Below are 26251 nucleotides of genomic sequence, written 5' to 3'. Positions count from 1 at the left end.
ATAAACACCTGCTGATAGTCTTTTTTAAAAACCATATAATACTATTTTCCCCTTGGATTTTTCCGATTCTAATAAAGCATGCGCCTTGATAAGATTCGCGGCATTGATTGTTCCAAAATCATTTGCAACAGTCGATTTTAATTTCCCCTGATCCACCATGTTGGCAACGCGGGTTAATAATTTATGCTGCTCAATCATATCCTCTGTTTCAAAGAGTGAGCGGGTAAACATCAGTTCCCAATGAACAGAGACGCTCTTACGCTTAAGCGGCATAATATCAAGGGTCGCCGCATCATCGATCACTGCTAATTTTCCCTGCGGGGCGATAATTGTCGCTATTTCCGCGAAATGATCTTCCGTATGGGTAAGACTGGCAATGTAATTTACATTGTCCAGACCAATTGACAGCAGTTCCTGTTCTAAATCCTGACGGTGATTAATCACATGGTCGGCACCTAACTCCCTAACCCAACTTTGTGTTTCCGGTCTTGATGCTGTGGCAATAACAGTTAGATTGGTGAGCTGTTTTGCAAGTTGAATCATGATTGAGCCCACACCGCCGGCTGCGCCAATAATTAATAGTGTTCCTTTACTCTCACTATTAAGATTAAAGCGATCAAATAATATTTCCCATGCTGTAATTGAAGTCAGCGGCATAGCGGCTGCTTCGCGGCAGGATAAACTTTTGGGGGCCAAGGCAACAATTCTTTGATCAACCAGATGGTATTCACAATTTGCACCCTGGCGGTTGATTGCACCTGCATACCAAACTTTATCGCCGGGTTTAAATAAGGTTACCTGCTCACCAATAGAGACAATCGTGCCAACTGCATCCCAACCTAATATCTTGTACTGCTGATCGGTTGGAGTGACGTTATTGCGAACTTTGGTATCGACGGGATTCACTGAAATAGCTTCAACATTGACTAATATATCAGTGCCACTGGCGACCGGCTTTGGAAGGTCGACATCAATTAAAGCCTGAGGATGGGTAATAGGTTGTGAATTTTGGTAAGCAACTGCTTTCATATAGACTTCCTTTTTTAGTTATATTGCCAAGCTATTTGAGGATGCATATCCAGTCGTTTGGCTATATATCCAAACTACTTGGGTATATATTAACAGCGTTAAGCTGTCCGCCTGAAATGTGCAAATAAAGCAGCATAGCAGGTTTCTCTCTGCTGCGCGCTAGCTCACATGAAAATCATGATGATAGTAGAGGGATCTTATTTGGCACTCATTTTTGCCAGCTGGTTGACGGATATTTCTTCTACAGGATGCTTGTATGAATGATTGTAAAGTGTGATTTATGTCTCATAATTATTGATTTTAAATTTAAAAAACAATATAATGTAGATCCAAGTCACATTTTTAGAGTGTTTTTATGAAACAGAAAATAGTTACCATTAGCCGTGAAATAGCAGGAATATTTATCATGTTTTCAGTCACTGCAGGGATTATTATACTAGAAGCTTCCGTTTGGGTGTGATTGAGCAGCGGCTCGATTACCCTTTTAAATATATTCCCTTCAATATTTTCCTTTAAACAGTTAAATAGTTTTTTAACTGCCTACTCTGCATCATTAAAACATCGTAATATCTGCTAATCCGCAACACAAGAAGGCATTAAATTCTACGCAGAATTAAACAGAATGAACTATATTAGACTTGCATTCTTTCTGTCTGTAGGGAGTTAATCGCAGTTTTCCATAACCTATATACAGGGGCAGGGGAGATAATGAACCAAATAAAATCAACACTAATATCTATGCCGATACCAATACCTATGCCAATATTTATGACCATACCAATACCCATATCGATACTAAAATATTGTTTTAGGTCTGGCTAGTATTTATTGCAACCAGCATAAGTGATTAGAAAATTTGTTATTAATACTTTACTTATCCTCAAATAATCAAGGATCTATAAAATGAAAAAATGGTTAGCACTTTGTGCCGGTGGTTTACTCTTGAGTTTTCAGGTTGCCGCAGATCAGTATCAAACAACAATAGAGCAGTTTCAACGTTCGCCAAGCACAGCTGATTTTTTTGATAATGCTTATGGTTATGCCGTTTTCCCTACTATAGGTAAAGGCGGTATTGGTCTTGGCGGTGCCTATGGTGAGGGGCAAGTCTACTCAGGCGGACGGCCGACGGGCAGTGTGAATATGATACAAATCAGTTTGGGTTTTCAGTTGGGCGGTCAAGCCTTCAGTCAAATCATTTTCTTACAGGATAAACGGGCCTATGATGCTTTTACCGCCGGCAGCTTTGAATTTGGCGCTCAGGCAAGCGCGGTAGCGCTGACTTTTGGGACGTCGGCCCAAGCAGGCAGTACTGGCACAGGAGCTGCGCTAGGCAAGCAGCAGAGCAAAGCAAATTATGTCGGTGGTTTCGCGGTCTTCACCTTGGCTAAAGGTGGTTTGATGTATGAAGCGAGTATTGCCGGGCAAAAATTTAACTTTAAAGCTGATTAATAATTTTTAAATAAGGGGCAGAGCTAGTTGTCATTCAGCGGTTATTCTGCTGATCTTAATTCTCCCCTTTTTATTGTTTTACTTTCTTTAACAGGGGCTATAAATTAGGCTTAATTGTCGTACTTTATAGGTTTTAACATGAATTTTCTTGCACACTTACATATTGCGGAGCATACCGGGACCAGCTTCGTAGGGAATTTTTTGGGCGATTTTATTAAAGGAAACCCCAGCGGAAAATTTAATAGTGATATTGTGCAGGGAATTCGTCTGCATCGTTTTGTTGATAGTTATACTGACAGGCATCAATTGGTTAAATTAGCAAAACCCTTGTTTGCTAAAGAGTTGCGTCGTTACGCACCGATTGCTTTAGATATGTTTTGGGATCATTTTCTGGCTAAGCATTGGTCTCAATTTCATCATTCATCATTAAACGACTTTTGCCAGCAAGCGCAGTTACAAATTGAATTGGAATCTGCCCGCGAAATAAATACATTTCCAGAGCGTTTTAAAAAAACATCAACATTAGTTTGGCAGCAAAAGTGGCTTGAGTCTTACCAAAAAGTCGATAATATTCAGTATGCGCTGGAGTCTATGTCTTTACGCAGTATAAGAATGGCACCATTAGCTTTAACCGGTGAAACCTTAGTTAAGCATTATGCGGCGCTATCGGAAATATTCTTTGAGTTATATTCAGATTTATTGGATAAAACAGCTGGTTATATTACTTACGAGGGCTATAAATAATACTTTATATAAATAAAGTGTTATTTATAGCGGAAAATCAGATTCATTCGGTGAATAAATGCTTAATATTTTCAAAATCACTTTTACCGGAAACGATTTCTTCAATGCTTAAACCTGAAACTTCATGGGGAAACACTAACCACTCTTCTGATTCATGGATAAAATAATCAGGTACTATGGCAACGGTTTTATTTTTAGGTTTGTAATAGGGCGTGGCAATGCGTACATCGGTTGGCATATTTAAGCGCATTTCTGCTGTTAGTCTTTCAACTAATGCCACCACACTTCTGCCTGAGTCAAATACGTCATCAACAATTAATAAGCCATCATCAGCATTGGCATTTTCAATAATATAATGCAGGCCATGAACTTTTATGGTTTTACTTTGTTTGCCAATACCATAATAGGAAGAGGTACGCACTGCAATATGGTCGGTATCTACTTTTTTATAATCAAAGTATTCCTGTACTGCAATACCAATAGGTGCTCCTCCTCGCCAAATACCAACAATAAATTGTGGACGAAAACCGCTATCATAGACTTGTGCGGCAAGACGAAATGAGTCTTCAAGTAGTTGTTGGGCAGTAATATATACTTTGCTGGACATTTAATAACCTCTGCGAGTGAATTTTTGCGCAAAGTTTAGAGCAACAGGAAAAAATAACAATAACCTGGATCCTGTTTATTGCATTTTTTTACATAAAACTAGCATTATCAACGAGCGGACCCACAGACAGAGACCTCTTTATCAGATGAAATAAATGGTTTTTCAAACATATTCAGTTTGATGCTCTGGGGTATCCAAGACCTTACATATCCTGAATTCAGGTTATGTAAGGTACTCACTCGAAAGTTTTCTGATCTTAAAAAGCGTCTTTATTGAGTAAACTGCTCAAAAATGCGAGGAAATTTATGTAGAGTACTTAGTACGCTGTTTTAACAAGAAAATTAAAAATTTCATGTTAACTAATTTACTGTAAAAGACAAAGTGAGACAGCCTTTTTTTTCACTATGGATTATTTAAGCTATGCAAAGAGTGTTTTAATGACTGATCGCTTGGTTTGTTGATGGTAATAATAATCGAAGGGATCATAAGAAAATATTGACTTAGACGTCTATACGGCTTAGTGTTCGGCGGTATTTCGCTTTCATCTGCTTTCCGCATAGTGTAAATAGAAAAATGTAGGTCACTCACCGTTAAATTCAGGAAATTTGATGATCCAGATAAAAAAAGTTAATAAAGTATTCTATCAAGCAGGGAGAGCAATCCATGCACTCAGTAATATTAACCTCTCTATCGAGCAGGGCAGTATTTTTGGTGTTATAGGCTCCTCCGGTGCGGGTAAGAGTACTTTAATTCGCTGTGTTAATTTATTAGAACGCCCGTCAAGTGGCAATATCATTCTTGATGGCGTTGATCTTACTCAACTGTCAACGCAGGAGTTAACTTTAACGCGCCGTAAAATTGGCATGATTTTTCAACATTTTAACCTGTTATCTTCGCGAACCGTTTTTGATAACGTGGCGCTGCCCCTTGAATTAGCGGCTGTTAATAAAAATAAAATTAAAGATAAAGTCAATGGTTTGTTGGAGCTTGTTGGTCTAACCGACAAAAGGGATACCTATCCCGCTAATTTAAGTGGAGGACAAAAACAACGTGTGGCAATAGCACGTGCACTTGCGTCCGATCCTCTGGTTTTATTGTGTGATGAAGCGACGAGCTCATTGGATCCTGCAACCACGCAATCTATTTTAGAGCTGCTGCGCAAGATTAACCGTGAATTAAATTTGACCATTTTATTAATCACCCATGAAATGGCCGTCGTCAAAGGTATCTGTGCACAAGTTGCTATTATTGGTGATGGTAAAATGGTTGAACAAGGACTTGTTGGTGATATTTTCGCACATCCTAAAACAGAATTGGCACGTCAGTTTATACGTTCTACGCTGGACCTTACTATTCCAGCTGATTATAGTGCTCGCTTATTGACTAGTAGAGTTGAAAACAGTTTTCCATTGGTGCGTTTAGAGTTTACCGGCGCATCGGTTGATACCCCTGTAATCAGCCAGTTGGCACGGCAGTTTAATATAGATATCAGTATTATCAGCTCCAATATGGACTATGTTGGCGGGGTTAAATTTGGCCTGATGTTAGCTGAGTTTTTTGGCACGGAAGAAGCGGCTTTAAAAGCGATTGCTTTTCTAAAAGAACATAATGTAGAAGTTGAGGTGTTAGGTTATGTCATTTGATTTAATGTCGAGTTGGTGGGGGGAGCATGAAGGTCTTCTGCAATTATTACTCGAAGCGTTAGGTGAAACGGTTGCGATGGTGTTCGCTTCCGGGTTTCTAGGATTTGTTGTTGGCATTCCGGTGGGTATTGTATTGCACTTAAGCAAAAAAAACGGATTACTTGAACACGATTTGCTTAATAAAATATTGGGTATTGTGGTCAATATTGGTCGCTCTATTCCCTTTATTATTTTGTTGGTGGCGATTATTCCTTTTACGCGCTTTGTTGTGGGGACCACAATAGGAACCGCAGCGGCTATTGTACCCCTGACTATTGGCGCTATTCCGTTTATTGCACGTCTTGTTGAGGGGGCGTTATTAGAAGTACCCTCAGGATTGGTCGAGGCTGCACAGGCGATGGGTGCAAAACCGCAACAAATTATTACTAAAGTACTTTTACCGGAAGCACTACCCGGAATTATCAATGCGGTTACTATTACGCTTGTGACCCTAGTGGGTTATTCGGCAATGGCCGGTACTGTGGGTGGCGGTGGCCTTGGAGACGTTGGCATTCGTTATGGCTACCAACGCTTTGATGCTACCGTGATGATGATTACAGTGGTTATTTTAGTTTTTATCGTACAACTTATTCAATCAATTGGTGATCACTTAGTTAAGTCTGTGGATCATCGCTAATAACAACTTACATTAACATTTAAAAAATCAAGGAATACCTTGAAAGGAGATATATCATGAGCTTTAACCTGAAAAATATTTTTGCCGTTGTAGGCCTTGCTTCCACACTGATCCTAAGCGGTTGTGGTGATAAAGACGCTGCTGTTGATAATAATAAAATCAAAGTCGGTGTTATGGCCGGGGCCGAGGCGCAAGTAGCTGAAGTCGCTGCAAAAGTTGCAAAAGAAAAATACGGTCTGGAAGTAGAGTTAATTACTTTTTCTGATTACATTACCCCCAATGCAGCACTTGCAGAAGGCTCTATTGATGTTAATGCTTTCCAGCATAAACCTTATCTGGATCAGCAAATCAAAGATCGTGGTTATAAATTTGCCGTGGCAGGTAATACCTTTGTTTACCCTATTGCCGGCTACTCAAGCAAAATTAAATCACTTGACGAATTAAAAGAGGGTGACCTTATTGCCGTACCAAGCGACCCAAGCAACTTAGGGCGTTCATTGATGCTGCTTGAGCGCCAGGGCCTACTGGTATTAAAAGAAGGCGCAGGTCTTGGTGCCACCGTACTTGATATTGCTAGCAGCCCAAAGAATTTAGAGATTGTTGAGCTGGAAGCCGCGCAGCTGCCACGCTCTTTGGAAGATGTGAGCCTGGCTATTATTAATACAACTTATGCAAGCAGTATTGACTTGTCACCCGAGAAAGATGGTCTTTTTGTTGAAGGTAAAGACTCTCTTTATGTAAACTTGCTCGTTGCACGTGAAGATAATGTCGATGCTGAAAATGTCCAAAACTTTCTTAAAGCGTACCAGACAGAAACAGTTTATGACGCTGCAATGAAAATTTTCAAAGATGGTGTTGTTAAGGGTTGGTAAGTCATACTCTCTAACTAATTGCTTGTAATAGGAAAAAGTATTGATCTTAGATCAATACTTTTTTTTTGCGTATTGGCTTAAGATAAATTATTTTAAATAACGAATACTTTGCTTTATATTAAAACGATCACCGGGAGATGGAATGAAACTTGCTATTATTGGACTGGGTGATATTGCGCAAAAAGCGCATTTACCCGTAATTACTCAAATTCCAGGGCTTGAGGTGCTTCTCTGCACGCGCGATAAAAACACCTTAAAAAGACTGTCTAAGTTGTATCGTATTGATAGGTTATATTCAGATTATAAAGACTTAATTAAAGCCGGGATCGATGCAGTAATGATTCATAGCAGCACGGTTTCCCATCTGCAAATTGCGACCTTTTTTTTACAGCAGGGTATTCCAACCTTTGTTGATAAACCTCTGGCCGATAATGCCTTTGATTGTGAAAGACTTTATGAGTTGGCTGCAAAGCATCGACAACCTTTATATCTGGGCTTTAATCGTCGTTTTATTCCTTTGTATAATCAGTATCTGCCGAATATTCAAAATACCAAAGAGCATTCATCTTTATTATCATTACGTTGGGAAAAAAATAGATTTAATCAACCAGGTGATATTCGCACCTTTATTTTTGACGACTTTATTCATCCACTGGACAGTATCAACCTTGATGCTAAAAATAACTTGGATGATGTCTACCTTACCTGGCAGTCTCAAGGTCAGCGGTTATCCCGTGTAGATATTCAGTGGCAACAACAGAAGACCCTATTGCATGCCTCAATGAACCGTCTTTATGGTGCGACTAAAGAGCGCATTTCAGCGAGTTATGAAAATTGTGCTTTTGAGTTTGATTCCTTTGTTTCGGGTAAATGCTGGCAAGATAATCAAGAGTCCGTTATTGCTCTTCCTGACTGGACGCCTATGTTAACCGGCAAAGGCTTTACGGGTATGATCGATGATTGGTTAAGTGTGGTGGAAAAAGGCAAGTTAGCACCCTCGGTTGTTGAACGTAACCTTGCAAGCCATCAATTAGCCGAACTTATTTGCCAAAAGATATGGGTAGAATAGTCTACGAAACAGGTTGAACAAAGTAAATAAAAGACTCGTCATTCCCTTGCGGGTCGTCATTTTCCAGCATAATAGTTGATCACTTCCTTAACAGGTTTGCTATTATTGTTTTTTGTATGGCAGAAATGGAAAAGCATGAATAGATATCCTTCGATTGAAATCCCCTTTAATAATCGTAACCAATGCTGGTTTTGCGGCGAGCCGAAAGACAAAGTCATTAACTTTCCTAAATACAGCAGCGAAGAGAGTTTAATCACCCACGCGCCAATTTGTGTGCCGAGCTGTAATGAGTGTGCCTCTATTGTTCAACGTACCGCATTCAGTTCATTATTTGCCTACCGGGATGCGATTAAAAAAGCATTAACGGTCAAACATCAAAAAACACTGGGCATAGGTTCGAATTGGACTAAGCAGGAGCTGGCAGAATCTGAACTTGAAGGCAGTGCTTTTGAAGGATTTAAACGCAGTGCCTGGTTTATGTTTGAAATGATTCAGACACGTCTTAATTACCAAGGGTGGGAACTGCGGGTAAATAACGACAAGCTTTATCTTGAACAAGAAAATGAAGCTTTTGATTTTGATGGTACAACTTATGTTAATTTGGACAGTGCGATTATCTATGCCATTAAAACCTTTCATCTTGATGAGCAATTATTTACCCGGGTATTAAGTGTGATCGGCAAAGATAAGTTTGGTCAGGCAATCCGCTTATGTCGCTTGCATCCGCAATTGACCAGTAAAAATAGAGAAGGCGTTTTTTTGGATATTTTGCAGAGTATTGGCTTGTAGCTGAAAATCCTTTTTAAAGGAGGCTGTTATTGTTAATCTAAATTGCGATATAAAGTTTAAATGGCTGGGTGTTAAATGGAAAATCAAAAACCGACTGAAGATGAGTTAAATGCCTGGATAGAGAAAGTGCATTTTGGCAGTTGCTGCAGTGATTCTGTCGAGTCCCCCGATTCTGTCGAGGCGAATGACTTGCTGCAAACTGAAAAAGAAAGATCGGATAAATAAGCGCATAGACTGCGTTTCACTTAACTCTATGACAGTAATACTAGAAACAGGAATAATAGCCTTGCATGATGTAACCTTCTTTTATTTAGAAATGAACGCCCCTGAACAGCTGGTTGAAAAACCACCGGTTGAAGGTTTAATGATTATTGAGGCTGAAATTAAAGAGTTTCGTTTTAACAAATATCTCTATAGTTTGATCGGTGAAAGTTGGCAATGGGTTGATAAGCTCAATGATTCCCAGATGCAATGGGAAGCCCATGTTGAACGGGAGCAACTCAGAACTTGGGTTGCTTATTATCGGGGGGCAATTGCGGGTTATTTTGAACTTGAAATAGCAGATAGCGGTGATGTTGAGATCCTCTATTTTGGGCTGGCCCCCAAGTTTATCGGTCAAGGTTTTGGTGGTTATCTATTATCAACGGCGATTAAACACGCCTGGCAGTTATGCCAGGCTAAACGTGTTTGGCTGCATACTTGTTCACTTGATCATCCACGCGCATTGGCCAACTATCAAGCCCGCGGTTTTAGACTCTATCCCCAAACTACTTGAAGCTGCCTCTAGGTGATTTGGGTATTAGTCAATATATTGGAAAAACAGAGGAATAAAAAATGTTACAAGGAACACATCATACGGCGATTATCTGCTCTGATTATGAAAAATCGAAATATTTCTATACTGCTGTTCTTGGATTAAAGATTATTGATGAGAATTACAGAGAAGAGCGTGATTCTTATAAGCTTGATTTGCAGTTACCCGACGGCACTCAGGTGGAGTTATTTTCTTTTCCGGATTTTGCACCCAGAGCGAGTCACCCTGAAGCGTTAGGATTAAGACATCTTGCCTTTGTGGTCGAATCAATGGATCTGACTTGTAAGCATTTGCAGTCCTTTGCTGTTGCTGTGGAGCCTGTCCGTATTGACCCCTATACCAATAAAAAATATACCTTCTTTAGCGATCCCGATAATCTACCTTTAGAAATATGCGAGTTATAAACCAGGGCCCGAATTACAATAAGGGCTCCTCAATAATACCAAAAGAACTAAAAAGATAATCAGCCTTGCTGGTTAAAATCATCCCTAACTGCGTTGTGGGTTTTATTCAGAACATCCCGTTCTTCACCACTTCGTCGCCAGCTGAAGCTGTTCAAAATCGTTCCCTACTATTTTGTGTATTCAGAGCATCCTGTTCTTCTCCACTTTGTGGCCAGCTAAAGCTGTTCAAAATTGTTCCATACCATTTTGTGAAGAAGAGTAACGATCGAATGCAACTCACGCCTTATTAGTGCTTATTTTTCCTTCGCAATCATTGATCACTTCATTAATTCTTTTGGTATAAGCTGTTTGCCGTTAACATGATTTTATTCAGTTAAGCCTAAATTAGCCGCGTGAAAATAAAGATGTGTCTCAATGAAACTGGCAATAAAATAATAACTATGGTCGTAACCCTGGCGCATATTTAAACTCAATGGATAATGATTGCTGCTGGCGGCTACCACTAAACTATGGGGTTTTAGCTGCTCTTCTAAAAAATTATCATTCTCACCCTGATCAACTAACATCGGGATTTTTTGTTGCGCTAAAGCGATTAATTCACAGGTATCGTATTGTAACCATTTTTTTGAATCGGCACCAAGATACGCGCTAAATGCTTTTTTCCCCCAAGGGCAATTGACTGGGTTACTAACGGGACTAAAGGCAGTCGCCGATTGATAGAGACTAGGATTACGCAGTGCAATCATTAATGCGCCATGTCCGCCCATTGAATGACCGCTAATAACCCGCTGTTTATTGACCGGAAAATGATTTTCGATGATCCCCGGTAACTCATTGACCACATAATCATACATCTGATAATGTTTATTCCATGGCGCCTGCGTGGCATTAACATAAAAGCCCGCCCCTAAACCAAGATCATAAGCTTGTTCTGGATCATCTGCGACACCTTCTCCGCGCGGACTGGTATCGGGGGCTACAATAGCGATCCCCAATTCGGCAGCCAACTTAAGTGCGCTTGCTTTTTGCATAAAATTTTCATCGGTGCAGGTTAAGCCGGATAACCAGTACATAACGGGTACTTTTTTTCCATTAGCGGCTTGCGGTGGTAAATAAATCGCAAAACGCATTTTACAATTAAGTGTCTGTGATTGATGGTTATATTGTTTATGCCAGCCATCAAATACTTTATTGGTGCTAATATTTTCTATGCTCATGATTTTCCCAGATTGTTAAAAAACCGTTTCTAAAAATTTAGAAACGATTAATATCAGGATGGTTATTTAACCTCAGTTGTGTTGCTTATTCCGAAATGAGATTATTTAGCAAAGTGAATAACGCTGCGGATACTTTCACCTTTATGCATCAGCTCAAAGGCTTCATTGACATCTTCTAATGGCATAGTGTGAGTAATAAAATCCGATAATTTAAATTCCCCCTGTAAATAGCGCTCAACATAATCAGGCAATTCAGTACGTCCTTTGACACCACCAAATGCACTGCCTTTCCATACTCGCCCGGTCACCAATTGGAATGGACGGGTTGATATTTCTTTCCCTGCACCGGCAACACCAATAATAATCGATTCACCCCAGCCTTTATGGCAGCATTCCAGTGCGCTACGCATCACATCCACATTGCCGATACATTCAAAGGAATAATCCACACCGCCGTCAGTCATTTCAACAATCACATCTTGAATGGCTTTATCGAAATCTTTCGGATTAATACAATCCGTTGCACCCAATTTTTTTGCCAGCTCAAATTTACTTTCATTAATATCGATGGCGATGATTCGGCTTGCTTTTGCCATGGTTGCACCGATCACAGCTGAAAGGCCAATGCCGCCTAAGCCAAAGATGGCAACGGTTGCGCCTTCCTCTACTTTGGCCGTATTCATAACAGCGCCCATGCCGGTTGTCACTCCGCAACCGAGTAAACAGACCTCTTCAAGCGGTGCGGCTTTATTAACCTTAGCCAAGGAGATTTCAGGCAATACTGTATATTCTGAGAAAGTTGAACAGCCCATGTAATGGTAGATAGGTTGACCATCTTTATAAAAGCGAGTGGTGCCGTCGGGCATTAAACCTTTACCCTGAGTTTCACGAATTTTCTGACAAAGGTTGGTTTTTCCAGAAAGACAGAACTTACACTCACCACATTCCGGTGTGTATAACGGAATAACATGGTCGCCGAGTTTTACACTGGTCACTCCTTCGCCAATCTGTTCAACAATACCGCCACCTTCATGGCCTAATACACAAGGAAATATACCTTCTGGATCTTCGCCTGATAAGGTAAATGCATCCGTATGACAAACACCGGAAGCAATAATTTTCACTAATACTTCCCCTTTTTTAGGGAGCATGACATCAATTTCTTCAATGCTTAATGGCTGATTAGGTCCCCATGCTATTGCTGCTTTGGATTTAATATATTTCTCTGTCATATGAGCTCCGGTGATTTTTGGTGTGTTTCAGTAGGTATATTATCTTAGCATACGAATCTGCTGCTTAACTTGGTCTGAGTGTTACTGTTTTATTTAACTTCCCCCTATTATAACTATTACTGTTTGAATGATAATATAGTTAAAATTAAAATAACTTTTACTGTGTGGTAACAATATGCAATGGCAGGGTATTAATGAGTTTGTTGCGGTCGCAGAGATGCACAGCTTTACCCTGGCGGGTAAAAAATTGAAGATTTCGACCGCGCAGGTCAGCAGACAAATTAACGCATTAGAAAAAAGGTTGAATGTCAGGCTGCTCTACCGCACTACACGTCATGTTTCAGTGACGCAAGAGGGGCAGATTTTCTATCAGCATTGCCATAATGTATTAGAGGGGTTGGCAGCTGCGGAGCAGGCAATTAGCAGTTTACAGGCTAAACCACAGGGGCATATTAAACTCTCAGCCCCTATTACTTATGGAGAACAAAAAATTCTGCCGTTAATTAACGATTTTTTGTGCCGTTATGAGAGGATCCAAGTGACCTGCGAGCTGACTAATCAGCGCGTTGATTTAGTTGATGGCGGATTTGATTTAGCCATTCGCCTCGGTGACTTACCGGATTCGAGTTTAGTCGCCAAAAAATTAGCGGCACGTGAAAATTTTGTGTGCGCATCACCTGAGTACCTTAAAAAATTTGGTGAACCACACTCATTATCTGAATTAGTGCAGCACAATTGTTTATTAGGCACGCGTGATTATTGGCATTTTACTGAACAGGGCAAAGAAAAAAATATTCGTGTGCGGGGGAATCTGCGTTGTAATAGTGGCTTTGGGCTAGTGGATGCTGCGCTGAAAAATATTGGTATTATTCAGCTGCCTGATTATTATCTGCAGGAGCATATTAATTCAGGCAAATTAATTTCTTTATTAAACAATGTCCGGGTTGCTGAGGAGGGGATATGGGCGGTTTACCCGCAAAATCGTTATTTATCCCCAAAAATTCGTTTGCTTATTGATTTTCTTGCTGAGCATTTTGCAGACGGGACAAAACATCACTTAATGAAGGCTTAACTTGATGCCCTAAAGCCAGCGTTTCTGGGCAGGGAGTAACCAGATCCGGCACCTGAAAAACATGCATGCCAGCATTCACGGCTGCCCGAACACCATGATTTGAGTCTTCAAAAGCCAAACAAGCCGTGGGATCGGTATTTAAGCGTTTTGCCGCCAGTAAAAATATCTCCGGGTGAGGTTTACTGTGAGTGACTTCACATCCGGTGCTTAACTGCTGAAAATACCCCTCTAACCCAGATAATTTTAATTTAGTTAATGCGACGTCCTTCTCGCTTGAGGTGGCAACCGCCATCGGAATGGACTGCTCTTGTAACCAGTCGAGTAAAGCAATGACCCCCTCCTTAACGGGAATGGCCTGGAAATCAACCACCGCATGGTAACGTTTCATCCACTCAACGCGCAAACTCTCATAATCAAGCTCAGGGCCATAACCTGCGGTAATAATCTTTTTGATACTTAAGGCGTTAGTGCCGATTATTTTTAAATAAGTCTCATTTAATATGGGTAACGACAAGTGACGGCAGGCATCCTGAAATGCCTTTTGGCATACTCTTTCGGTATCCAATAATAAACCGTCCATATCAAAAACTGCTGCTTGATAATTCATCTTTTTTCCTAGTGATTGATTAGTTTAAGCAGTTGGAATGACAATATAAACGGTTCCCGGTCAAAGACTGCTGCTTGATAGTTCATCTTTTTTCCTAGTGATTGATTAGTTTAAGCAGTTGGAATGACAATATAAACGGTTCCCGGTCAAAAACTGCTGCTTGATAGTTCATCTTTTTTCCTAGTGATTGACTAGTTTGAGCAGTTGGAATGACAATATAAACGGTTCCCGGTCAAAAACTGCTGCTTGATAGTTCATCTTTTTTCCTAGTGATTGATCAGTTTGAGCCGTTGGAATGACAATATAAACGGTTCCCGGTCAAAAACTGCTGCTTGATAGTTCATCTTTTTTCCTAGCGATTGATTAGTTTTCGTTGCAGGAACGACAATACTATTATCGTTCCTAATCAAAGAATGCTATTCGTTTATTTAACCGAGTTAACTTCATCGGTGGTTAAATAACGCCATTCGCCTAATTTAAGATCTGTATCTAACTTAATTTCACCAATCTGCTCGCGGTGCAGTTCGACTACCAGATTACCAATAGCGGCAAACATGCGTTTTACCTGATGGTATTTACCTTCATGAATGGTCAGTAAAACTTCATTGTCCGTTAAAATTTCTAATGTTGCAGGTAAGCAGGGGACATTTTCACTTTTCAGTTGTATTCCTTCTTTAAACAAAGTAACTGCATTTTGTTCAACGGGTTGGGCAAGTGTGGCGCGATAGCGTTTACTGCAATTTCTGCGCGGGCTGGTGATTTTGTGAGACCATTGCCCATCATCGGTAATCAGTGCTAAACCCGTTGTATCGGCGTCGAGTCGACCTGCAATACAGAGCTGATCAGGTTTATCAACTTTTATTAAATTAATAATACTGGGGAACTGTTCATCAACAGTTGAGCAGATAAAATCTTTCGGTTTGTTAAGCATAATATAACGTGTGCCACGGACATTAATTAAGTTACCATCAAAACAGATTGGTGTATTCTCTAATACTTTATAACCCGTATTACGCATGACAGTGCCGTCGCTTGTTATACGTCCCTGGATAATGACCTTTTTAGCCTGGCTTCTGGTCATAGTGGTAGACTCACAAATGTATTTATCTAATCTCATTGATTTCCTCTTTTGGTAACGTTAGTGGTTAACTGTTTGATGGTTTCTTTTAGAATATATTGGGCTTGTTTTTTGCCTGTTAAATTATTTTTTCTGCAAATCTCTGCCCAACTATTATTTTGTAAGATTTTCTGGATAGCCAGACATTGTTGTGCTTTGCTTAAACCGGTTAAATCGCAGTTTAACATTAAATCTATCAGATCGTGTTCAATAAACTCATAGGGTAAATGGCCCTGCGTATAACTGAGTAAGCTTGGCTGGTCAGATTGCACTTTACTGCTGTTTAATAATAATTTTAAAACCACCTCCGTATCTAAATGCTGCAGGTGTCGACTTAATTGGGTGGGCAGTTGTTGCCTGAATTGTTGAACAATTAATTGATGTAAGAGATGCGCTCTTTTAGAAAGAGGTAAATTCATTATCAGAGAATGTGTGCCGCTGCTTGCATCCTGACTAAGACCGATACGTAAGGGGACAAAGTGGCGCTTTTGCCAGAAAGATAATAAATCAGCTGTCACGCCATAACTGACACACAGATGATCAAAGGCCTGTTTTTTCGCCCAACCAATTAAGTGGTTTATAAATTGTTTGCCTATACCGCGATTCTGACAGTCAGGGTGAATCGCTATCCGTTGTATTCTGGCATAAGAATTCGATGCCGCTAGCTGAAATCGGCTATGAAAAGTTAAAGATTGAGCTATTAGGTGTCCAGGCACGCGGCGCGATCCCCGCCATATTTGCTCGCAGAGATTGTGGTCAAAATTACCTTCTTCCTTTATAAGTGCAACCCCGAGTATTTGCCCTTGTTGCCTGGCAATAAAAATATGTACTGAACTGTCATTAAGTAATTTTTCAAGATCCGATGGTTTGGTCTGATAGTGTGCCAAGACCAATAAAGAAAAAAGTGCTTGTAATAATGTTTTATCGGCTAATAACTCTGCCGGAGTCAGTTTTTCAAAGCTAAGCGCCTGTTGTGCTTTATAAACAGGCTGTTGTGCAACGGCTTCCGTTAAGCAAATACTGCTCAGCGTAAAAGCTTCAAGAGGATCATTTTTTGCCCAGCGAATAGGTTGGTCCAGATGGAGCTTTCGCCATTGAGGAGCCAATTCCGTTAAGCGTTTTTGAAAACGCAGTGCAAATCCTCTTCCAGAGCCTTCATAACCATGGAGCGTAGTGGCAAAAACAAGTCGCGAGTAATGAATCACTAAAGATTCTAATGTGGGCACGGGTATTGCGGCCGCCTCATCAATAATTAACAGATCACATTGAGGATATTCATCAAGCAGGGTATCTGCTGCAATAAACTCAATAGTGCCTTGGTCTATTGTTGTGGTGCCACTTTGTCCATGCGCTGGTTTTAAGATTAAGTTTGCATGTCTGAACAGCGTGGCGGTCGCTTGCTTATTTGGCGCGCAGACCAGAATTTTTTTAACTCTGGATTCACTTAATAGTTGCGCGGCAGCGATCCCCAGAGCGGCTGATTTCCCCCTTCCTCTATCAGCTGTTAACACCAGTGGTCTCCGGCGGTGACCCGTCACTGTTTTAATGATTTCCTGAATTGCATTATGTTGTCCGCTGAGGTTAAGCGCGGGTTGTTTATTGATAACAGGGCAGTTGTTAGCAGGGGGGAGAGTAAAGTTGGGTAAGGGAAGACCCTGCTTCAGGGTGAGAAAGTTAAAATGTTGTAATTGTGCGCTTATATATTGGTAAAACAGATCATCACAGGAAATATCTGTCGGTGTTAAGAGAATTAATAATCCACCTCCTCGTAAGGTACCTTCAGCGGCAGCAAATTGATTGCCGTCAAAAGCCGGGTGAGCATTAATAACAAGTAATGATGTTTCTTGCCCTAAAATTTCTTTGTATGAAATAGAGTTATTGGTAATCGGGCTGGGGCCGCACCAAAAATAGGGGAGTTGCAGCTCAGCAATCATTTTTTGGGTTAGGGTAAAGCACCAATTCAAGTCGCCCTGCAGACGCAATAATTGGCGATGATTTTGAATTGTCGCATGATTTTTAAGATGGTCAAGCAAAGATAAAAGTGCCGGCACGAAAAACTCCCCATGTGTGTGTGACAGTGTGTATTTGATCGTTAGTATATACCCAGACAGGGACTGTCACTGTCAAGCTAAGAGTGGCTCTGTTGTTAATCGGATGAAGAATAAGCGATATCCAGCCAAGGTAACAGCAAGATTCTTTTGATATTTGTTTAAAAAACTACCAATAAAACCTTGTTTTCATTCCCCAATACTGTATTATGCTCGCACCTACCAATATGGTAGACGGGTTAAATCCCATAACTGATTTGAATCGGTTATTAAAATGACTCCCGATTTGGGAGCTACTAGTTTGAACGAGCACTTGGGATCTATTAAATATAGGTTACTAGGTGTTTGTTTGTATGTTGTATTTTTAACTATTGGAGTTTTGGTCCATGCAGAACCAAAGAATCCGTATCCGCCTTAAAGCTTTTGATCATAAACTGATCGATCAATCAACGGCGGAGATCGTTGAAACTGCAAAGCGCACAGGTGCTCAGGTACGTGGTCCTATCCCACTACCTACTCGTAAAGAGCGTTTCACTATATTGGTATCACCGCATGTAAACAAAGATGCTCGTGACCAATATGAGATTCGCACTCACAAGCGCTTGATTGATATCGTAGAACCAACTGAAAAGACTGTTGACGCACTGATGAAGCTAGATTTAGCTGCAGGCGTTGATGTTCAGATTAGTTTGGGCTAGAAAGGAGTTGACACAATGACAATCGGTCTCATAGGTCGTAAAGTTGGTATGACTCGCGTCTTCACTGAAGATGGTGTTTCTATCCCAGTTACAGTTCTTGAATGTTCACCTAATCGTGTTACTCAAGTGAAAACGCTTGATACTGATGGCTACCAAGCTCTTCAAGTAACAGCTGGCTCGAAAAAAGCTAGCCGTGTAAACAAGCCAGAAGCTGGTCACTTTGCGAAAGCAGGTGTAGAAGCTGGCCGTGGTCTGTGGGAGTTTACTCTTGCTGACAACGAAGGTGCAGATATCAAAGTAGGTGCTGAGCTAAGCGTTGAGCTTTTCAACGAAATTAATAAAGTAGATGTTACTGGTCAGTCTAAAGGTAAAGGTTTCCAAGGTGCTATTAAGCGTTGGAATTTCTCTATGCAAGACGCGACTCACGGTAACTCTGTTAGCCATCGTGCTCCAGGTTCAATTGGCCAATGTCAAACTCCGGGTCGCGTATTTAAAGGCAAGAAGATGGCTGGTCATATGGGTGCTGAGCGTGTTACGACTCAAAACCTTGAAGTTGTTCGCGTAGACATTGAACGCAATTTACTGCTCGTTAAAGGTGCAGTAGCTGGTGCGAAGAATGGCGACGTAATCATTAAACCTGCTGTTAAAGCATAGCCGAGGAGTTGATAATGGAATTGGTATTGAAAGATGCACAAAGTGCTCTTGAAGTTTCTGAAACTACCTTTGGACGTGAATTCAACGAAGCCCTAGTTCATCAGGTAGTCGTTGCATATGCAGCTGGTGCTCGTCAAGGTACTCGTGCTCAGAAAACCCGTAGTGATGTTAGTGGTGGTGGTAAAAAACCATGGCGTCAAAAGGGGACTGGTCGCGCTCGTTCTGGTACAATCCGCAGCCCTATCTGGGTTGGTGGTGGTGTTACTTTTGCTGCACGTCCTCAGGACCACAGCCAAAAAGTAAACAAAAAAATGTATCGTGGCGCAGTGAAAAGTATCCTTTCTGAGTTAGTTCGTCAGGATCGTCTAATCGTTGTAGAAAAATTTAGTGTTGAAGCTCCGAAAACTCAAGAGCTAAAAGCTAAATTAAAAGAACTGGATCTGAAAGATGTTCTAATCATTACTGAAGAATTAGATGAAAATCTATTCTTAGCAGCGCGTAACCTTTACAAAGTAGATGTTCGTGATGTTCAAGGTATTGATCCAGTAAGCCTAATCGCATTTGATAAAGTTTTAGTAACTGCAGCTGCAGTGAAAAAGATTGAGGAGAGCCTAACATGATCAGTGAAGCACGTTTACTGCAAGTTATACTAGCCCCGCATATCTCTGAAAAGGGAACTTTATCTGCTGAGAACCATAATACTATGGTATTCAAGGTTGCAGGTACTGCAACTAAAGCAGAGATCAAAGCGGCAGTTCAGAAACTGTTTGAAGTCGAAGTTACTGGTGTTCGCACACTGAACGTAAAGGGTAAAACCAAGCGTACAGGTCAACGTGTCGGTCGCCGTAGCGACTGGAAAAAAGCATACGTTAGCCTAGTTGAAGGTGCAGACATCGATTTCGCTGGCGCTGAATAGAGGAATTATAGATGGCTATTGTAAAATGTAAGCCTACCTCTCCAGGTCGTCGCCACTTAGTAAAAGTGGTAAACAACGATCTGCATAAAGGTAAACCATTCGCGGCACTTTTAGAGTCTAAATCTAAATCTGGTGGTCGTAATAATGGTGGTCGTATTACGGTTCGTCACATCGGTGGTGGTCATAAACAACACTACCGTATTGTTGATTTTAAACGTAATAAAGATGGTATCCCGGCAAAAGTAGAGCGTTTGGAATATGATCCAAACCGTAGCGCAAATATTGCACTAGTACTTTACTCTGATGGTGAACGTCGCTATATCCTTGCTCCAAAGGGCTTGGTTGCTGGTGATCAAATCATATCTGGTGAAGATGCATCAATCAAAGTAGGCAACTGCTTACCGATGCGTAATATCCCTGTGGGTACAACTGTACACGCGGTTGAGATGAAACCTGCTAAAGGAGCTCAAATTGCTCGTTCAGCTGGCGCATACAGCCAAATTGTAGCTCGTGATGGTGCTTATGTAACTCTACGTTTACGTAGTGGTGAAATGCGTAAGATCCCTACTGAGTGTCGTGCGACAATCGGTGAAGTTGGTAATGCAGAACATATGCTACGCCAATTAGGTAAAGCAGGTGCTACGCGTTGGCGTGGTGTTCGTCCTACCGTTCGTGGTGTTGTAATGAACCCAGTAGATCACCCACATGGTGGTGGTGAAGGTAAATCAAGTGGTGGTCGTCACCCTGTTTCGCCTTGGGGTATGCCAACTAAAGGCTACAAAACTCGTAAGAACAAAGGTACTGATCAGTACATTGTTCGTCGTCGTAATAAGAAATAAGCAGAGGTATCGCCATGCCACGTTCTCTCAAGAAAGGTCCCTTCATTGACCTGCACTTGCTGAAGAAGGTAGAGAAAGCGATGGAAAGCGGAGAGAAGAAGCCGATTAAGACTTGGTCTCGCCGTTCAATGATCATTCCAGATATGATTGGTTTGACCATCGCTGTCCATAACGGGCGTCAACACGTACCAGTATTTGTAACTGACGAAATGGTTGGTCAAAAACTGGGTGAATTTGCACCAACGCGTACTTACCGAGGCCACACCTCGGATAAGAAAACGAAGAAGAAATAGGAGATATTATGGAAGCTTTAGCTAAACATCTATATGCTCGTTCTTCGGCTCAGAAAGCGCGCCTGGTGGCAGATCAAGTACGTGGTCTTCCAGTAGAAAAAGCACTAGAACTTTTATCATACAGCCCTAAGAAAGCCGCTGTATTAATTAAAAAAGTTGTAGATTCTGCAATTGCAAACGCCGAGCATAATGAAGGCGCTGATATTGATGAACTAGTTATCACAAAAATTTGTGTTGACGAAGGTCCAACAATGAAGCGCATCATGCCGCGTGCGAAAGGCCGTGCCGATCGCATAATGAAGCGTTCTTGCCATATCACAGTCGTGGTATCAGACAGGGGTTAAACAATGGGACAGAAAGTTCATCCTAACGGTATTCGCCTAGGTATCACTAAAGCATTTAGCTCTACTTGGTATGCAGGCAAGAAAGATTTCGCAGCTAACTTATTTAGTGACTTTGAAATCCGAAAATTCTTAACAGAGAAACTGAAAAATGCTTCTTTGTCTAAGATTACAATTGAACGCCCAGCTAAAAGTGTTCGTGTGACTATTCACACTGCACGTCCAGGTGTTGTAATTGGTAAAAAAGGTGAAGATGTTGAGAAGCTACGCACAGCTATTGCTAAAATGGCCGGCGTTCCTGCTCAAATCAACATTTCAGAGGTTCGTAAACCTGAACTTGACGCAAAACTAGTAGCAGATTCAATCTCTTCTCAGTTAGAACGTCGTGTAATGTTCCGTCGTGCAATGAAGCGTGCAGTACAAAATGCTATGCGTCTTGGCGCTAAAGGCATTAAAGTTCAAGTTGGTGGTCGTTTAGGTGGTGCAGAAATCGCACGCTCTGAATGGTATCGTGAAGGTCGTGTACCTCTACATACTCTTCGTGCTGATATCGATTACTCAACTTCAGAAGCGCATACTGTTTACGGTATTATTGGTGTTAAGGTTTGGATTTTCAAAGGTGAAGTTCTCGGTGGTTTACCACTGCAAGTAGAAGAGCAACAGCCATCTAAACCAAAGCGCAAAAGCCGCGGTAAGTAGGAGATACGCTAATGATGCAACCAAAACGTATGAAGTTCCGTAAAATGTTCAAGGGCCGCAACCGTGGTCTTTCGAAAGGTACGGAAGTAAGCTTTGGCGAATTTGGACTAAAAGCTGTTGGTCGTGGTCGAATTACTGCTCGTCAAATCGAAGCAGCACGTCGTGCTATGACTCGTCACGTCAAACGTCAAGGTAAAATCTGGATCCGAGTATTTCCTGATAAACCCATTACCGGCAAACCGTTAGAAGTTCGTCAAGGTAAAGGTAAAGGTAATGTTGAGTACTATGTTGCTCAAACTCAACCGGGTAAAGTCCTTTATGAAATGGAAGGTGTTCCTGAGAAATTAGCTCGCGAAGCATTTGCTCTAGCAGCAGCTAAACTTCCTTTGGCAACCACTTTCGTAACTCGTAAGGTGATGTAATGAAAGCTAACGAACTTAAAGAAAAAAGCGTTGAAGAGCTTAATGCTGAACTTCTAAGACTATTACGTGAGCAATTTGACTTACGTATGAAGTTAAACACAGATCAGTTAGCACAGGCACACTTGGTTAAACAAGTACGCCGTGACATCGCCCGTGTTAAGACAGTATTAAATCAGAAGGCAGGTGCGTAATGAGCGAATCTAGAACTCGTACTCTTCAAGGAAAAGTGATCAGTGCAAAGATGGATAAATCTATCGTTGTTGCTATCGAACGTAAAGTGAAACACCCGTTATACGGTAAGTTCATGAGACGTACGACTAAGCTACATGTGCATGATGAAACTAATCAATGTAGTGAAGGTGACACTGTTTTAATCAGTGAATGCCGTCCACTTTCTAAGACTAAGTCTTGGACATTGGTAGAAATCGTAAATAAAGTTTAATATTAAACCTTATTTATATATGTATAAACGGCATCTTTTATAAAGGTGCCGTTTTTTTAGACTATCTTTCTCATAAAGTTGTGGTATTATGCCTCACCCTGAAAAAGCGGGTAAACAACTCTTAATGAGTAATCATAGTAAAATAGCGGAGCACTGTAATGATCCAAATGCAAAGTGTGCTGGATGTCGCCGATAACTCAGGCGCCCGACGCGTAATGTGTATTAAGGTCCTTGGTGGCTCGCACCGCCGTTATGCAGCAATAGGTGATATCATCAAAGTTACTGTGAAGGAAGCAATTCCTCGTGGTAAAGTTAAAAAAGGTGATGTTCATTCGGCTGTGGTTGTGCGTACCAGAAAAGGTGTACGTCGTCCCGATGGTGCTGTCATTCGATTTGATCGTAATGCAGCGGTTATGTTGAACGCAAATAACCAGCCTATCGGCACACGTATCTTTGGCCCTGTAACTCGTGAACTTCGTAATGAAAAATTTATGAAGATTGTTTCACTGGCGCCAGAAGTACTGTAAGGAACCGAAAATGGCAGTTAAAATTAAACGTGATGATCAAGTAATTGTGATTACTGGAAAAGATAAAGGTAAAACTGGAACAATTAAAACAGTTTTATCTAACGGTAAAATAATTATTGAAGGTGTAAACACTGTTAAGAAACACCAAAAGCCAAATCCGCAAGCGGATGTAGCTGGTGGTATTATTGAACAGTCAGCACCAATGCAAATATCAAATGTTGCGATCCTTAACTCGGCAACGGGTAAAGCGGATCGTGTTGGATTTAGACTTGAAGACGGCAAAAAAGTGCGTTTTTTCAAATCTAATAATGAACTTGTGAAGTAACTGGAGTTTACGATGGCGAAACTGCATGATTTCTATAAAGACAACGTGGTGTCTGATTTGCAAACGCAATTCGGCTATACGTCTGTCATGCAAGTCCCTCGAATAGAGAAAATCACCCTGAACATGGGTGTTGGTGAAGCACTGGCTGATAAAAAAGTCCTAGAGAACGCAGCGTCAGATATGGCAGCTATCTCAGGTCAAAAGCCACTAATTACTAAAGCACGCCGCTCTGTGGCTGGCTTCAAAATTCGTGAAGGCTACCCGATTGGTTGTAAAGTAACTCTACGTGGATCACGTATGTGGGAATTTTTTGAGCGTTTGGTAACAATCGCTATTCCACGTGTACGTGATTTCCGTGGCCTGAATGCTAAGTCATTCGATGGTCGTGGTAACTACAGTATGGGTGTACGTGAGCAAATCATTTTCCCTGAAATCGATTACGATAAAGTTGATAAAGTACGTGGTTTAGATATCACAATTACTACTTCAGCTAAGACTGATGAAGAAGGGCGAGCATTGCTGTCTGCCTTTAACTTCCCATTCCGTAAGTAAGGTGATAAGCAATGGCTAAACAATCAATGAAAGCGCGTGAAGTAAAACGTGCGAAGCTAGTTGTTAAGTTTGCAGAACAGCGCGCAACTTTAAAAACAACTATTAACGATGTAAATGCAACTGATGAAGACCGTTGGAGTGCAATGTTAAAGCTTCAAACGCTACCTCGTGATTCAAGCCCAGTACGCAAACGTAATCGTTGTAGCGTTACTGGTCGTCCACATGGTTTTCTTCGTAAATTTGGCATGAGCCGTATCAAGGTTCGTGAGCATATGATGCGTGGAGAAATCCCTGGCCTTAAGAAAGCCAGCTGGTAATCAATCAATCACGGAGTAGAAAGTTATGAGCATGCAAGATCCTATTTCGGATATGCTTACGCGTATTCGTAACGGTCAAGCAGCAAGCAAAGTGTCTGTAAAGATGCCTTCTTCTAAGCAAAAAGTTGCAATTGCAGCTGTGCTTAAAGCAGAAGGTTACGTTACAGAGTTCGTTGTTGCTGGTGACACAAAGCCTGAATTAGAAGTTACTTTAAAGTACTTTGAAGGCAAAAAAGTTATCGATACTATTAAACGAGTTAGCCGTCCAGGTCTGCGTATCTATAAAGGTGCAAATGATCTACCAAAAGTTATGGCTGGTTTAGGTATCGCCATTATTTCAACTTCACATGGTGTTATGACCGACCGTGCTGCGCGTAAAGCAAGCATTGGTGGTGAGATCATCTGTTACGTATCATAAGGAAGTAGTTTATGTCTCGTATAGCTAAGGCACCGATTACTGTACCTTCTGGCGTTGAAGTTGTAGTAAATGGTCAAAACGTTGCTGTTAAAGGCAACAAAGGCGAATTAGTTTGTCTTCTTAATGATGCTGTTGTTATTAAGCTTGAAGAGGGTGTGATTAGATTCGCACCAGCAGAAGGTTTTAAAGACGGTTGGGCACAAGCAGGTACTGCTCGTGCTAACGTTAATAACATGGTTTTAGGTGTAACTGAAGGCTTTAAGAAGACACTTCTTCTTCAAGGCGTTGGTTACCGTGCGCAAGTTGCCGGAACAATAGTAAATCTAACATTAGGTTTCTCTCACCCGGTTGCTTATCAACTACCTGAAGGTATTACTGCAGTGGCTAAAAGCCAAACAGAAATTATCCTTGAAGGTGCTGATAAACAAGTTGTTGGTCAAGCAGCTGCGAAGATTCGTGCATTCCGTCCACCAGAGCCTTACAAAGGTAAAGGTGTTCGTTACGCTAATGAAATCGTGCGTCGTAAAGAAGCGAAGAAAAAGTAAGGTAGAATTATGGATAAGAAAGCATCTCGTCTACGTCGTGCTACTCGCACACGTAAGAAGTTACAAGAGCTTGGTGCAACTCGTCTTGTGATTAACCGTACACCTCGCCATACTTACGCGCAGGTAATTACAGCGGACGCACAAGTCGTAGCAAGCGCTTCTACATTAGAAAAAGAAGTGCGTGCACAAATCAGTAACGGTGGTAATAAAGAAGCTGCTCAACTAATTGGTAAATTAGTTGCAGAACGTGCGGTAGAAAAAGGAATTTCTAAAATTTCTTTTGACCGTAGCGGTTTCCAATACCACGGTCGTGTAGCAGCACTAGCTGAAGCAGCTCGTGAAGCTGGACTCCAGTTCTAAGGGAAAAGATGATGGCAAAAGTAGAATCTCAAACCGGTGACCTGAACGAAAAGCTAATCGCAGTAAACCGTGTTGCAAAAGTAGTTAAAGGTGGTCGCATCTTTAGCTTCACAGCACTAACTGTTGTTGGTGATGGTAATGGTCGTGTTGGTTTCGGTTATGGTAAAGCACGTGAAGTTCCTGCAGCTATTCAAAAAGCTATGGAAAAAGCACGTCGCAATATCCGCGATGTCCAATTAAAAGGTAACACTCTGCAGCATCCTATCAAGGGCCGTCATTCAGGTTCTAAGGTATATATGCAACCAGCCTCTGAAGGTACTGGTATTATCGCAGGTGGTGCAATGCGTGCCGTATTAGAAGTTGTAGGTGTACAAAACGTACTATCTAAAGCTTACGGCTCAACTAACCCAATTAACGTTGTTCGCGCAACGCTTGATGCCCTAGAGAACATGAATTCTCCAGAGCAGATTGCAGCTAAGCGTGGCCTAAGTGTTAATGAATTACTGGGGTAATT

At 41.2% G+C, this 26251-nt stretch carries 37 protein-coding genes; 30 read left to right on the top strand and 7 right to left on the bottom strand.

All coding sequences use genetic code 11. From position 1 onward, the window contains the following. Positions 1-24: 24 nt before the first annotated feature. Positions 25-1029, bottom strand: coding sequence for a zinc-binding alcohol dehydrogenase family protein (locus PING_RS18295; protein WP_011771773.1), 1005 nt, complete (start codon positions 1027-1029; stop codon positions 25-27). A 903-nt stretch (positions 1030-1932) separates the two neighbouring features. On the opposite strand from PING_RS18295, the gene PING_RS18290 reads away from it, so the two are divergent. Both PING_RS18290 and PING_RS18285 read left to right on the top strand, forming a co-directional pair. Next, positions 1933-2478, top strand: coding sequence for a YSC84-related protein (locus PING_RS18290; protein ID WP_011771772.1), 546 nt, complete (start codon positions 1933-1935; stop codon positions 2476-2478). Between the two features lie 138 nt (positions 2479-2616). Further along, entirely contained in the window at positions 2617-3222 is a 606-nt protein-coding gene (locus PING_RS18285; protein ID WP_011771771.1) for an acyl carrier protein phosphodiesterase, read from the top strand. A 43-nt stretch (positions 3223-3265) separates the two neighbouring features. On the opposite strand, the gene PING_RS18280 is transcribed toward PING_RS18285, so the two are convergent. After that, complete coding sequence (locus tag PING_RS18280) at positions 3266-3829, bottom strand: phosphoribosyltransferase (RefSeq protein WP_011771770.1); 564 nt, start codon at positions 3827-3829, stop codon at positions 3266-3268. A gap of 608 nt (positions 3830-4437) precedes the next feature. Between PING_RS18280 and metN the strand changes: the two genes are divergently transcribed. The 8 genes from metN to gloA2 all read left to right on the top strand — a co-directional run bounded on the left by metN (position 4438) and on the right by gloA2 (position 10096). Next, entirely contained in the window at positions 4438-5472 is a 1035-nt protein-coding gene (gene metN, locus PING_RS18275) for a methionine ABC transporter ATP-binding protein MetN (protein ID WP_011771769.1), read from the top strand. Further along, a complete protein-coding gene (locus PING_RS18270) occupies positions 5462-6148 on the top strand; it encodes a methionine ABC transporter permease (RefSeq protein ID WP_011771768.1) in 687 nt (228 codons plus the stop codon). The genes metN and PING_RS18270 overlap by 11 nt, the downstream gene beginning before the upstream one ends. Before the next feature lie 56 nt (positions 6149-6204). Then, on the top strand, positions 6205-7020 hold the full coding sequence (locus PING_RS18265) for a MetQ/NlpA family lipoprotein (RefSeq protein ID WP_011771767.1): 816 nt from the start codon (positions 6205-6207) through the stop codon (positions 7018-7020). Between the two features lie 142 nt (positions 7021-7162). After that, positions 7163-8089 (top strand): Gfo/Idh/MocA family protein, encoded by a 927-nt coding sequence (locus PING_RS18260; protein WP_011771766.1) that lies wholly within the window; start codon positions 7163-7165, stop codon positions 8087-8089. 135 nt (positions 8090-8224) lie between these two features. Then, the gene (locus PING_RS18255) at positions 8225-8878 is read left to right on the top strand and encodes a hypothetical protein (RefSeq protein WP_011771765.1); all 654 of its coding nucleotides are present in this window, start codon (positions 8225-8227) and stop codon (positions 8876-8878) included. 75 nt (positions 8879-8953) lie between these two features. Beyond that, the gene (locus PING_RS20805) at positions 8954-9103 is read left to right on the top strand and encodes a hypothetical protein (RefSeq protein WP_157035406.1); all 150 of its coding nucleotides are present in this window, start codon (positions 8954-8956) and stop codon (positions 9101-9103) included. Between the two features lie 61 nt (positions 9104-9164). Beyond that, positions 9165-9653: a GNAT family N-acetyltransferase gene (locus PING_RS18250; RefSeq protein ID WP_011771764.1), complete on the top strand. Its 489-nt coding sequence runs from the start codon at positions 9165-9167 to the stop codon at positions 9651-9653. A gap of 59 nt (positions 9654-9712) precedes the next feature. Continuing rightward, positions 9713-10096: an SMU1112c/YaeR family gloxylase I-like metalloprotein gene (gene gloA2, locus PING_RS18245; RefSeq protein ID WP_011771763.1), complete on the top strand. Its 384-nt coding sequence runs from the start codon at positions 9713-9715 to the stop codon at positions 10094-10096. Positions 10097-10461: 365 nt separating this feature from the next. Here the strand turns inward: gloA2 and fghA are convergent, their stop codons facing one another. Beyond that, a complete protein-coding gene (gene fghA / locus PING_RS18240) occupies positions 10462-11313 on the bottom strand; it encodes an S-formylglutathione hydrolase (protein ID WP_011771762.1) in 852 nt (283 codons plus the stop codon). Between the two features lie 101 nt (positions 11314-11414). Next, entirely contained in the window at positions 11415-12545 is a 1131-nt protein-coding gene (locus tag PING_RS18235) for an S-(hydroxymethyl)glutathione dehydrogenase/class III alcohol dehydrogenase (protein ID WP_011771761.1), read from the bottom strand. Between the two features lie 175 nt (positions 12546-12720). On the opposite strand from PING_RS18235, the gene PING_RS18230 reads away from it, so the two are divergent. After that, a complete protein-coding gene (locus tag PING_RS18230; protein ID WP_011771760.1) occupies positions 12721-13617 on the top strand; it encodes a LysR family transcriptional regulator in 897 nt (298 codons plus the stop codon). Here the strand turns inward: PING_RS18230 and PING_RS18225 are convergent. The 3 genes from PING_RS18225 to PING_RS18215 form a co-directional block, all read right to left on the bottom strand. Further along, positions 13556-14224: an HAD family hydrolase gene (locus tag PING_RS18225; protein ID WP_011771759.1), complete on the bottom strand. Its 669-nt coding sequence runs from the start codon at positions 14222-14224 to the stop codon at positions 13556-13558. The genes PING_RS18230 and PING_RS18225 overlap by 62 nt on opposite strands. A gap of 424 nt (positions 14225-14648) precedes the next feature. Then, complete coding sequence (gene rsuA / locus PING_RS18220) at positions 14649-15341, bottom strand: 16S rRNA pseudouridine(516) synthase RsuA (RefSeq protein ID WP_011771758.1); 693 nt, start codon at positions 15339-15341, stop codon at positions 14649-14651. Beyond that, a complete protein-coding gene (locus PING_RS18215) occupies positions 15338-17392 on the bottom strand; it encodes a tRNA(Met) cytidine acetyltransferase TmcA (RefSeq protein ID WP_011771757.1) in 2055 nt (684 codons plus the stop codon). Before PING_RS18215 ends, rsuA begins: the two co-directional genes overlap by 4 nt. A 383-nt stretch (positions 17393-17775) precedes the next feature. Here PING_RS18215 and rpsJ point away from each other — a divergent pair, with 383 nt between their 5' ends. The 19 genes from rpsJ to rpsE all read left to right on the top strand — a co-directional run bounded on the left by rpsJ (position 17776) and on the right by rpsE (position 26249). Beyond that, a complete protein-coding gene (gene rpsJ / locus PING_RS18210; protein WP_011771756.1) occupies positions 17776-18087 on the top strand; it encodes a 30S ribosomal protein S10 in 312 nt (103 codons plus the stop codon). Between the two features lie 15 nt (positions 18088-18102). Further along, entirely contained in the window at positions 18103-18741 is a 639-nt protein-coding gene (gene rplC / locus PING_RS18205; RefSeq protein WP_011771755.1) for a 50S ribosomal protein L3, read from the top strand. Between the two features lie 14 nt (positions 18742-18755). Further along, complete coding sequence (gene rplD, locus PING_RS18200; RefSeq protein ID WP_011771754.1) at positions 18756-19361, top strand: 50S ribosomal protein L4; 606 nt, start codon at positions 18756-18758, stop codon at positions 19359-19361. Continuing rightward, positions 19358-19657 (top strand): 50S ribosomal protein L23, encoded by a 300-nt coding sequence (gene rplW / locus PING_RS18195; RefSeq protein WP_011771753.1) that lies wholly within the window; start codon positions 19358-19360, stop codon positions 19655-19657. The genes rplD and rplW overlap by 4 nt, the downstream gene beginning before the upstream one ends. Before the next feature lie 11 nt (positions 19658-19668). Further along, positions 19669-20496 (top strand): 50S ribosomal protein L2, encoded by an 828-nt coding sequence (gene rplB / locus PING_RS18190; RefSeq protein WP_011771752.1) that lies wholly within the window; start codon positions 19669-19671, stop codon positions 20494-20496. Positions 20497-20510: 14 nt separating this feature from the next. Beyond that, on the top strand, positions 20511-20789 hold the full coding sequence (rpsS, locus tag PING_RS18185) for a 30S ribosomal protein S19 (RefSeq protein WP_011771751.1): 279 nt from the start codon (positions 20511-20513) through the stop codon (positions 20787-20789). A gap of 8 nt (positions 20790-20797) precedes the next feature. Further along, a complete protein-coding gene (gene rplV / locus PING_RS18180) occupies positions 20798-21133 on the top strand; it encodes a 50S ribosomal protein L22 (RefSeq protein ID WP_011771750.1) in 336 nt (111 codons plus the stop codon). A gap of 3 nt (positions 21134-21136) precedes the next feature. Further along, complete coding sequence (rpsC, locus tag PING_RS18175) at positions 21137-21829, top strand: 30S ribosomal protein S3 (protein WP_011771749.1); 693 nt, start codon at positions 21137-21139, stop codon at positions 21827-21829. 11 nt (positions 21830-21840) lie between these two features. Continuing rightward, positions 21841-22251 (top strand): 50S ribosomal protein L16, encoded by a 411-nt coding sequence (rplP, locus tag PING_RS18170; RefSeq protein WP_011771748.1) that lies wholly within the window; start codon positions 21841-21843, stop codon positions 22249-22251. Then, on the top strand, positions 22251-22442 hold the full coding sequence (rpmC, locus tag PING_RS18165) for a 50S ribosomal protein L29 (RefSeq protein WP_011771747.1): 192 nt from the start codon (positions 22251-22253) through the stop codon (positions 22440-22442). The genes rplP and rpmC overlap by 1 nt, the downstream gene beginning before the upstream one ends. Continuing rightward, complete coding sequence (gene rpsQ, locus PING_RS18160; RefSeq protein WP_011771746.1) at positions 22442-22693, top strand: 30S ribosomal protein S17; 252 nt, start codon at positions 22442-22444, stop codon at positions 22691-22693. The genes rpmC and rpsQ overlap by 1 nt, the downstream gene beginning before the upstream one ends. Before the next feature lie 158 nt (positions 22694-22851). Further along, positions 22852-23220 carry a 50S ribosomal protein L14 gene (gene rplN / locus PING_RS18155; RefSeq protein ID WP_011771745.1) on the top strand — a complete coding sequence of 123 codons (369 nt, stop codon included), beginning with the start codon at positions 22852-22854 and terminating at the stop codon, positions 23218-23220. 10 nt (positions 23221-23230) lie between these two features. Further along, positions 23231-23545, top strand: coding sequence for a 50S ribosomal protein L24 (rplX, locus tag PING_RS18150; RefSeq protein WP_011771744.1), 315 nt, complete (start codon positions 23231-23233; stop codon positions 23543-23545). Positions 23546-23557: 12 nt separating this feature from the next. Next, entirely contained in the window at positions 23558-24097 is a 540-nt protein-coding gene (gene rplE / locus PING_RS18145) for a 50S ribosomal protein L5 (protein ID WP_011771743.1), read from the top strand. Positions 24098-24108: 11 nt separating this feature from the next. Continuing rightward, positions 24109-24414, top strand: coding sequence for a 30S ribosomal protein S14 (gene rpsN, locus PING_RS18140; protein WP_011771742.1), 306 nt, complete (start codon positions 24109-24111; stop codon positions 24412-24414). A 25-nt stretch (positions 24415-24439) separates the two neighbouring features. Further along, entirely contained in the window at positions 24440-24832 is a 393-nt protein-coding gene (gene rpsH, locus PING_RS18135) for a 30S ribosomal protein S8 (protein ID WP_011771741.1), read from the top strand. Positions 24833-24843: 11 nt separating this feature from the next. After that, on the top strand, positions 24844-25377 hold the full coding sequence (gene rplF, locus PING_RS18130) for a 50S ribosomal protein L6 (protein WP_011771740.1): 534 nt from the start codon (positions 24844-24846) through the stop codon (positions 25375-25377). A 9-nt stretch (positions 25378-25386) separates the two neighbouring features. Beyond that, positions 25387-25737, top strand: coding sequence for a 50S ribosomal protein L18 (gene rplR, locus PING_RS18125; RefSeq protein ID WP_011771739.1), 351 nt, complete (start codon positions 25387-25389; stop codon positions 25735-25737). An 11-nt stretch (positions 25738-25748) separates the two neighbouring features. Next, positions 25749-26249, top strand: a complete 501-nt coding sequence (rpsE, locus tag PING_RS18120) for a 30S ribosomal protein S5 (RefSeq protein ID WP_041766691.1) — start codon at positions 25749-25751, stop codon at positions 26247-26249. The last annotated feature ends 2 nt before the right edge of the window (positions 26250-26251 follow it).

Source organism: Psychromonas ingrahamii 37 (genome assembly GCF_000015285.1).
Classification (GTDB): Bacteria; Pseudomonadota; Gammaproteobacteria; order Enterobacterales; family Psychromonadaceae; genus Psychromonas; species Psychromonas ingrahamii.
The sequence above is the reverse complement of the archived record's forward strand: the minus strand, read 5'-3'. Positions and strand labels throughout refer to the sequence as shown.

Excerpts from the sequence above, each read along its gene's own strand:
- PING_RS18295 (WP_011771773.1), bottom strand. The coding sequence starts at position 1,029 with ATGAAAGCAGTTGCTTACCAAAATTCACAACCTATTACCCATCCTCAG.
- PING_RS18260 (WP_011771766.1), top strand. The coding sequence starts at position 7,163 with ATGAAACTTGCTATTATTGGACTGGGTGATATTGCGCAAAAAGCGCAT.
- PING_RS18265 (WP_011771767.1), top strand. The coding sequence starts at position 6,205 with ATGAGCTTTAACCTGAAAAATATTTTTGCCGTTGTAGGCCTTGCTTCC.
- PING_RS18235 (WP_011771761.1), bottom strand. The coding sequence starts at position 12,545 with ATGACAGAGAAATATATTAAATCCAAAGCAGCAATAGCATGGGGACCT.
- rpsQ (WP_011771746.1), top strand. The coding sequence starts at position 22,442 with ATGAGCGAATCTAGAACTCGTACTCTTCAAGGAAAAGTGATCAGTGCA.
- PING_RS20805 (WP_157035406.1), top strand. The coding sequence starts at position 8,954 with ATGGAAAATCAAAAACCGACTGAAGATGAGTTAAATGCCTGGATAGAG.
- PING_RS18290 (WP_011771772.1), top strand. The coding sequence starts at position 1,933 with ATGAAAAAATGGTTAGCACTTTGTGCCGGTGGTTTACTCTTGAGTTTT.
- rplF (WP_011771740.1), top strand. The coding sequence starts at position 24,844 with ATGTCTCGTATAGCTAAGGCACCGATTACTGTACCTTCTGGCGTTGAA.
- rplC (WP_011771755.1), top strand. The coding sequence starts at position 18,103 with ATGACAATCGGTCTCATAGGTCGTAAAGTTGGTATGACTCGCGTCTTC.
- PING_RS18230 (WP_011771760.1), top strand. The coding sequence starts at position 12,721 with ATGCAATGGCAGGGTATTAATGAGTTTGTTGCGGTCGCAGAGATGCAC.
- rplP (WP_011771748.1), top strand. The coding sequence starts at position 21,841 with ATGATGCAACCAAAACGTATGAAGTTCCGTAAAATGTTCAAGGGCCGC.
- rpsJ (WP_011771756.1), top strand. The coding sequence starts at position 17,776 with ATGCAGAACCAAAGAATCCGTATCCGCCTTAAAGCTTTTGATCATAAA.
- rplD (WP_011771754.1), top strand. The coding sequence starts at position 18,756 with ATGGAATTGGTATTGAAAGATGCACAAAGTGCTCTTGAAGTTTCTGAA.
- rplX (WP_011771744.1), top strand. The coding sequence starts at position 23,231 with ATGGCAGTTAAAATTAAACGTGATGATCAAGTAATTGTGATTACTGGA.
- rpmC (WP_011771747.1), top strand. The coding sequence starts at position 22,251 with ATGAAAGCTAACGAACTTAAAGAAAAAAGCGTTGAAGAGCTTAATGCT.
- metN (WP_011771769.1), top strand. The coding sequence starts at position 4,438 with ATGATCCAGATAAAAAAAGTTAATAAAGTATTCTATCAAGCAGGGAGA.
- PING_RS18280 (WP_011771770.1), bottom strand. The coding sequence starts at position 3,829 with ATGTCCAGCAAAGTATATATTACTGCCCAACAACTACTTGAAGACTCA.
- rpsC (WP_011771749.1), top strand. The coding sequence starts at position 21,137 with ATGGGACAGAAAGTTCATCCTAACGGTATTCGCCTAGGTATCACTAAA.
- rplR (WP_011771739.1), top strand. The coding sequence starts at position 25,387 with ATGGATAAGAAAGCATCTCGTCTACGTCGTGCTACTCGCACACGTAAG.
- gloA2 (WP_011771763.1), top strand. The coding sequence starts at position 9,713 with ATGTTACAAGGAACACATCATACGGCGATTATCTGCTCTGATTATGAA.
- rsuA (WP_011771758.1), bottom strand. The coding sequence starts at position 15,341 with ATGAGATTAGATAAATACATTTGTGAGTCTACCACTATGACCAGAAGC.
- PING_RS18270 (WP_011771768.1), top strand. The coding sequence starts at position 5,462 with ATGTCATTTGATTTAATGTCGAGTTGGTGGGGGGAGCATGAAGGTCTT.
- PING_RS18285 (WP_011771771.1), top strand. The coding sequence starts at position 2,617 with ATGAATTTTCTTGCACACTTACATATTGCGGAGCATACCGGGACCAGC.
- rpsS (WP_011771751.1), top strand. The coding sequence starts at position 20,511 with ATGCCACGTTCTCTCAAGAAAGGTCCCTTCATTGACCTGCACTTGCTG.
- PING_RS18225 (WP_011771759.1), bottom strand. The coding sequence starts at position 14,224 with ATGAATTATCAAGCAGCAGTTTTTGATATGGACGGTTTATTATTGGAT.
- rplW (WP_011771753.1), top strand. The coding sequence starts at position 19,358 with ATGATCAGTGAAGCACGTTTACTGCAAGTTATACTAGCCCCGCATATC.
- PING_RS18255 (WP_011771765.1), top strand. The coding sequence starts at position 8,225 with ATGAATAGATATCCTTCGATTGAAATCCCCTTTAATAATCGTAACCAA.
- rplB (WP_011771752.1), top strand. The coding sequence starts at position 19,669 with ATGGCTATTGTAAAATGTAAGCCTACCTCTCCAGGTCGTCGCCACTTA.
- rplE (WP_011771743.1), top strand. The coding sequence starts at position 23,558 with ATGGCGAAACTGCATGATTTCTATAAAGACAACGTGGTGTCTGATTTG.
- rpsE (WP_041766691.1), top strand. The coding sequence starts at position 25,749 with ATGGCAAAAGTAGAATCTCAAACCGGTGACCTGAACGAAAAGCTAATC.
- rpsH (WP_011771741.1), top strand. The coding sequence starts at position 24,440 with ATGAGCATGCAAGATCCTATTTCGGATATGCTTACGCGTATTCGTAAC.
- rpsN (WP_011771742.1), top strand. The coding sequence starts at position 24,109 with ATGGCTAAACAATCAATGAAAGCGCGTGAAGTAAAACGTGCGAAGCTA.
- fghA (WP_011771762.1), bottom strand. The coding sequence starts at position 11,313 with ATGAGCATAGAAAATATTAGCACCAATAAAGTATTTGATGGCTGGCAT.
- rplN (WP_011771745.1), top strand. The coding sequence starts at position 22,852 with ATGATCCAAATGCAAAGTGTGCTGGATGTCGCCGATAACTCAGGCGCC.
- rplV (WP_011771750.1), top strand. The coding sequence starts at position 20,798 with ATGGAAGCTTTAGCTAAACATCTATATGCTCGTTCTTCGGCTCAGAAA.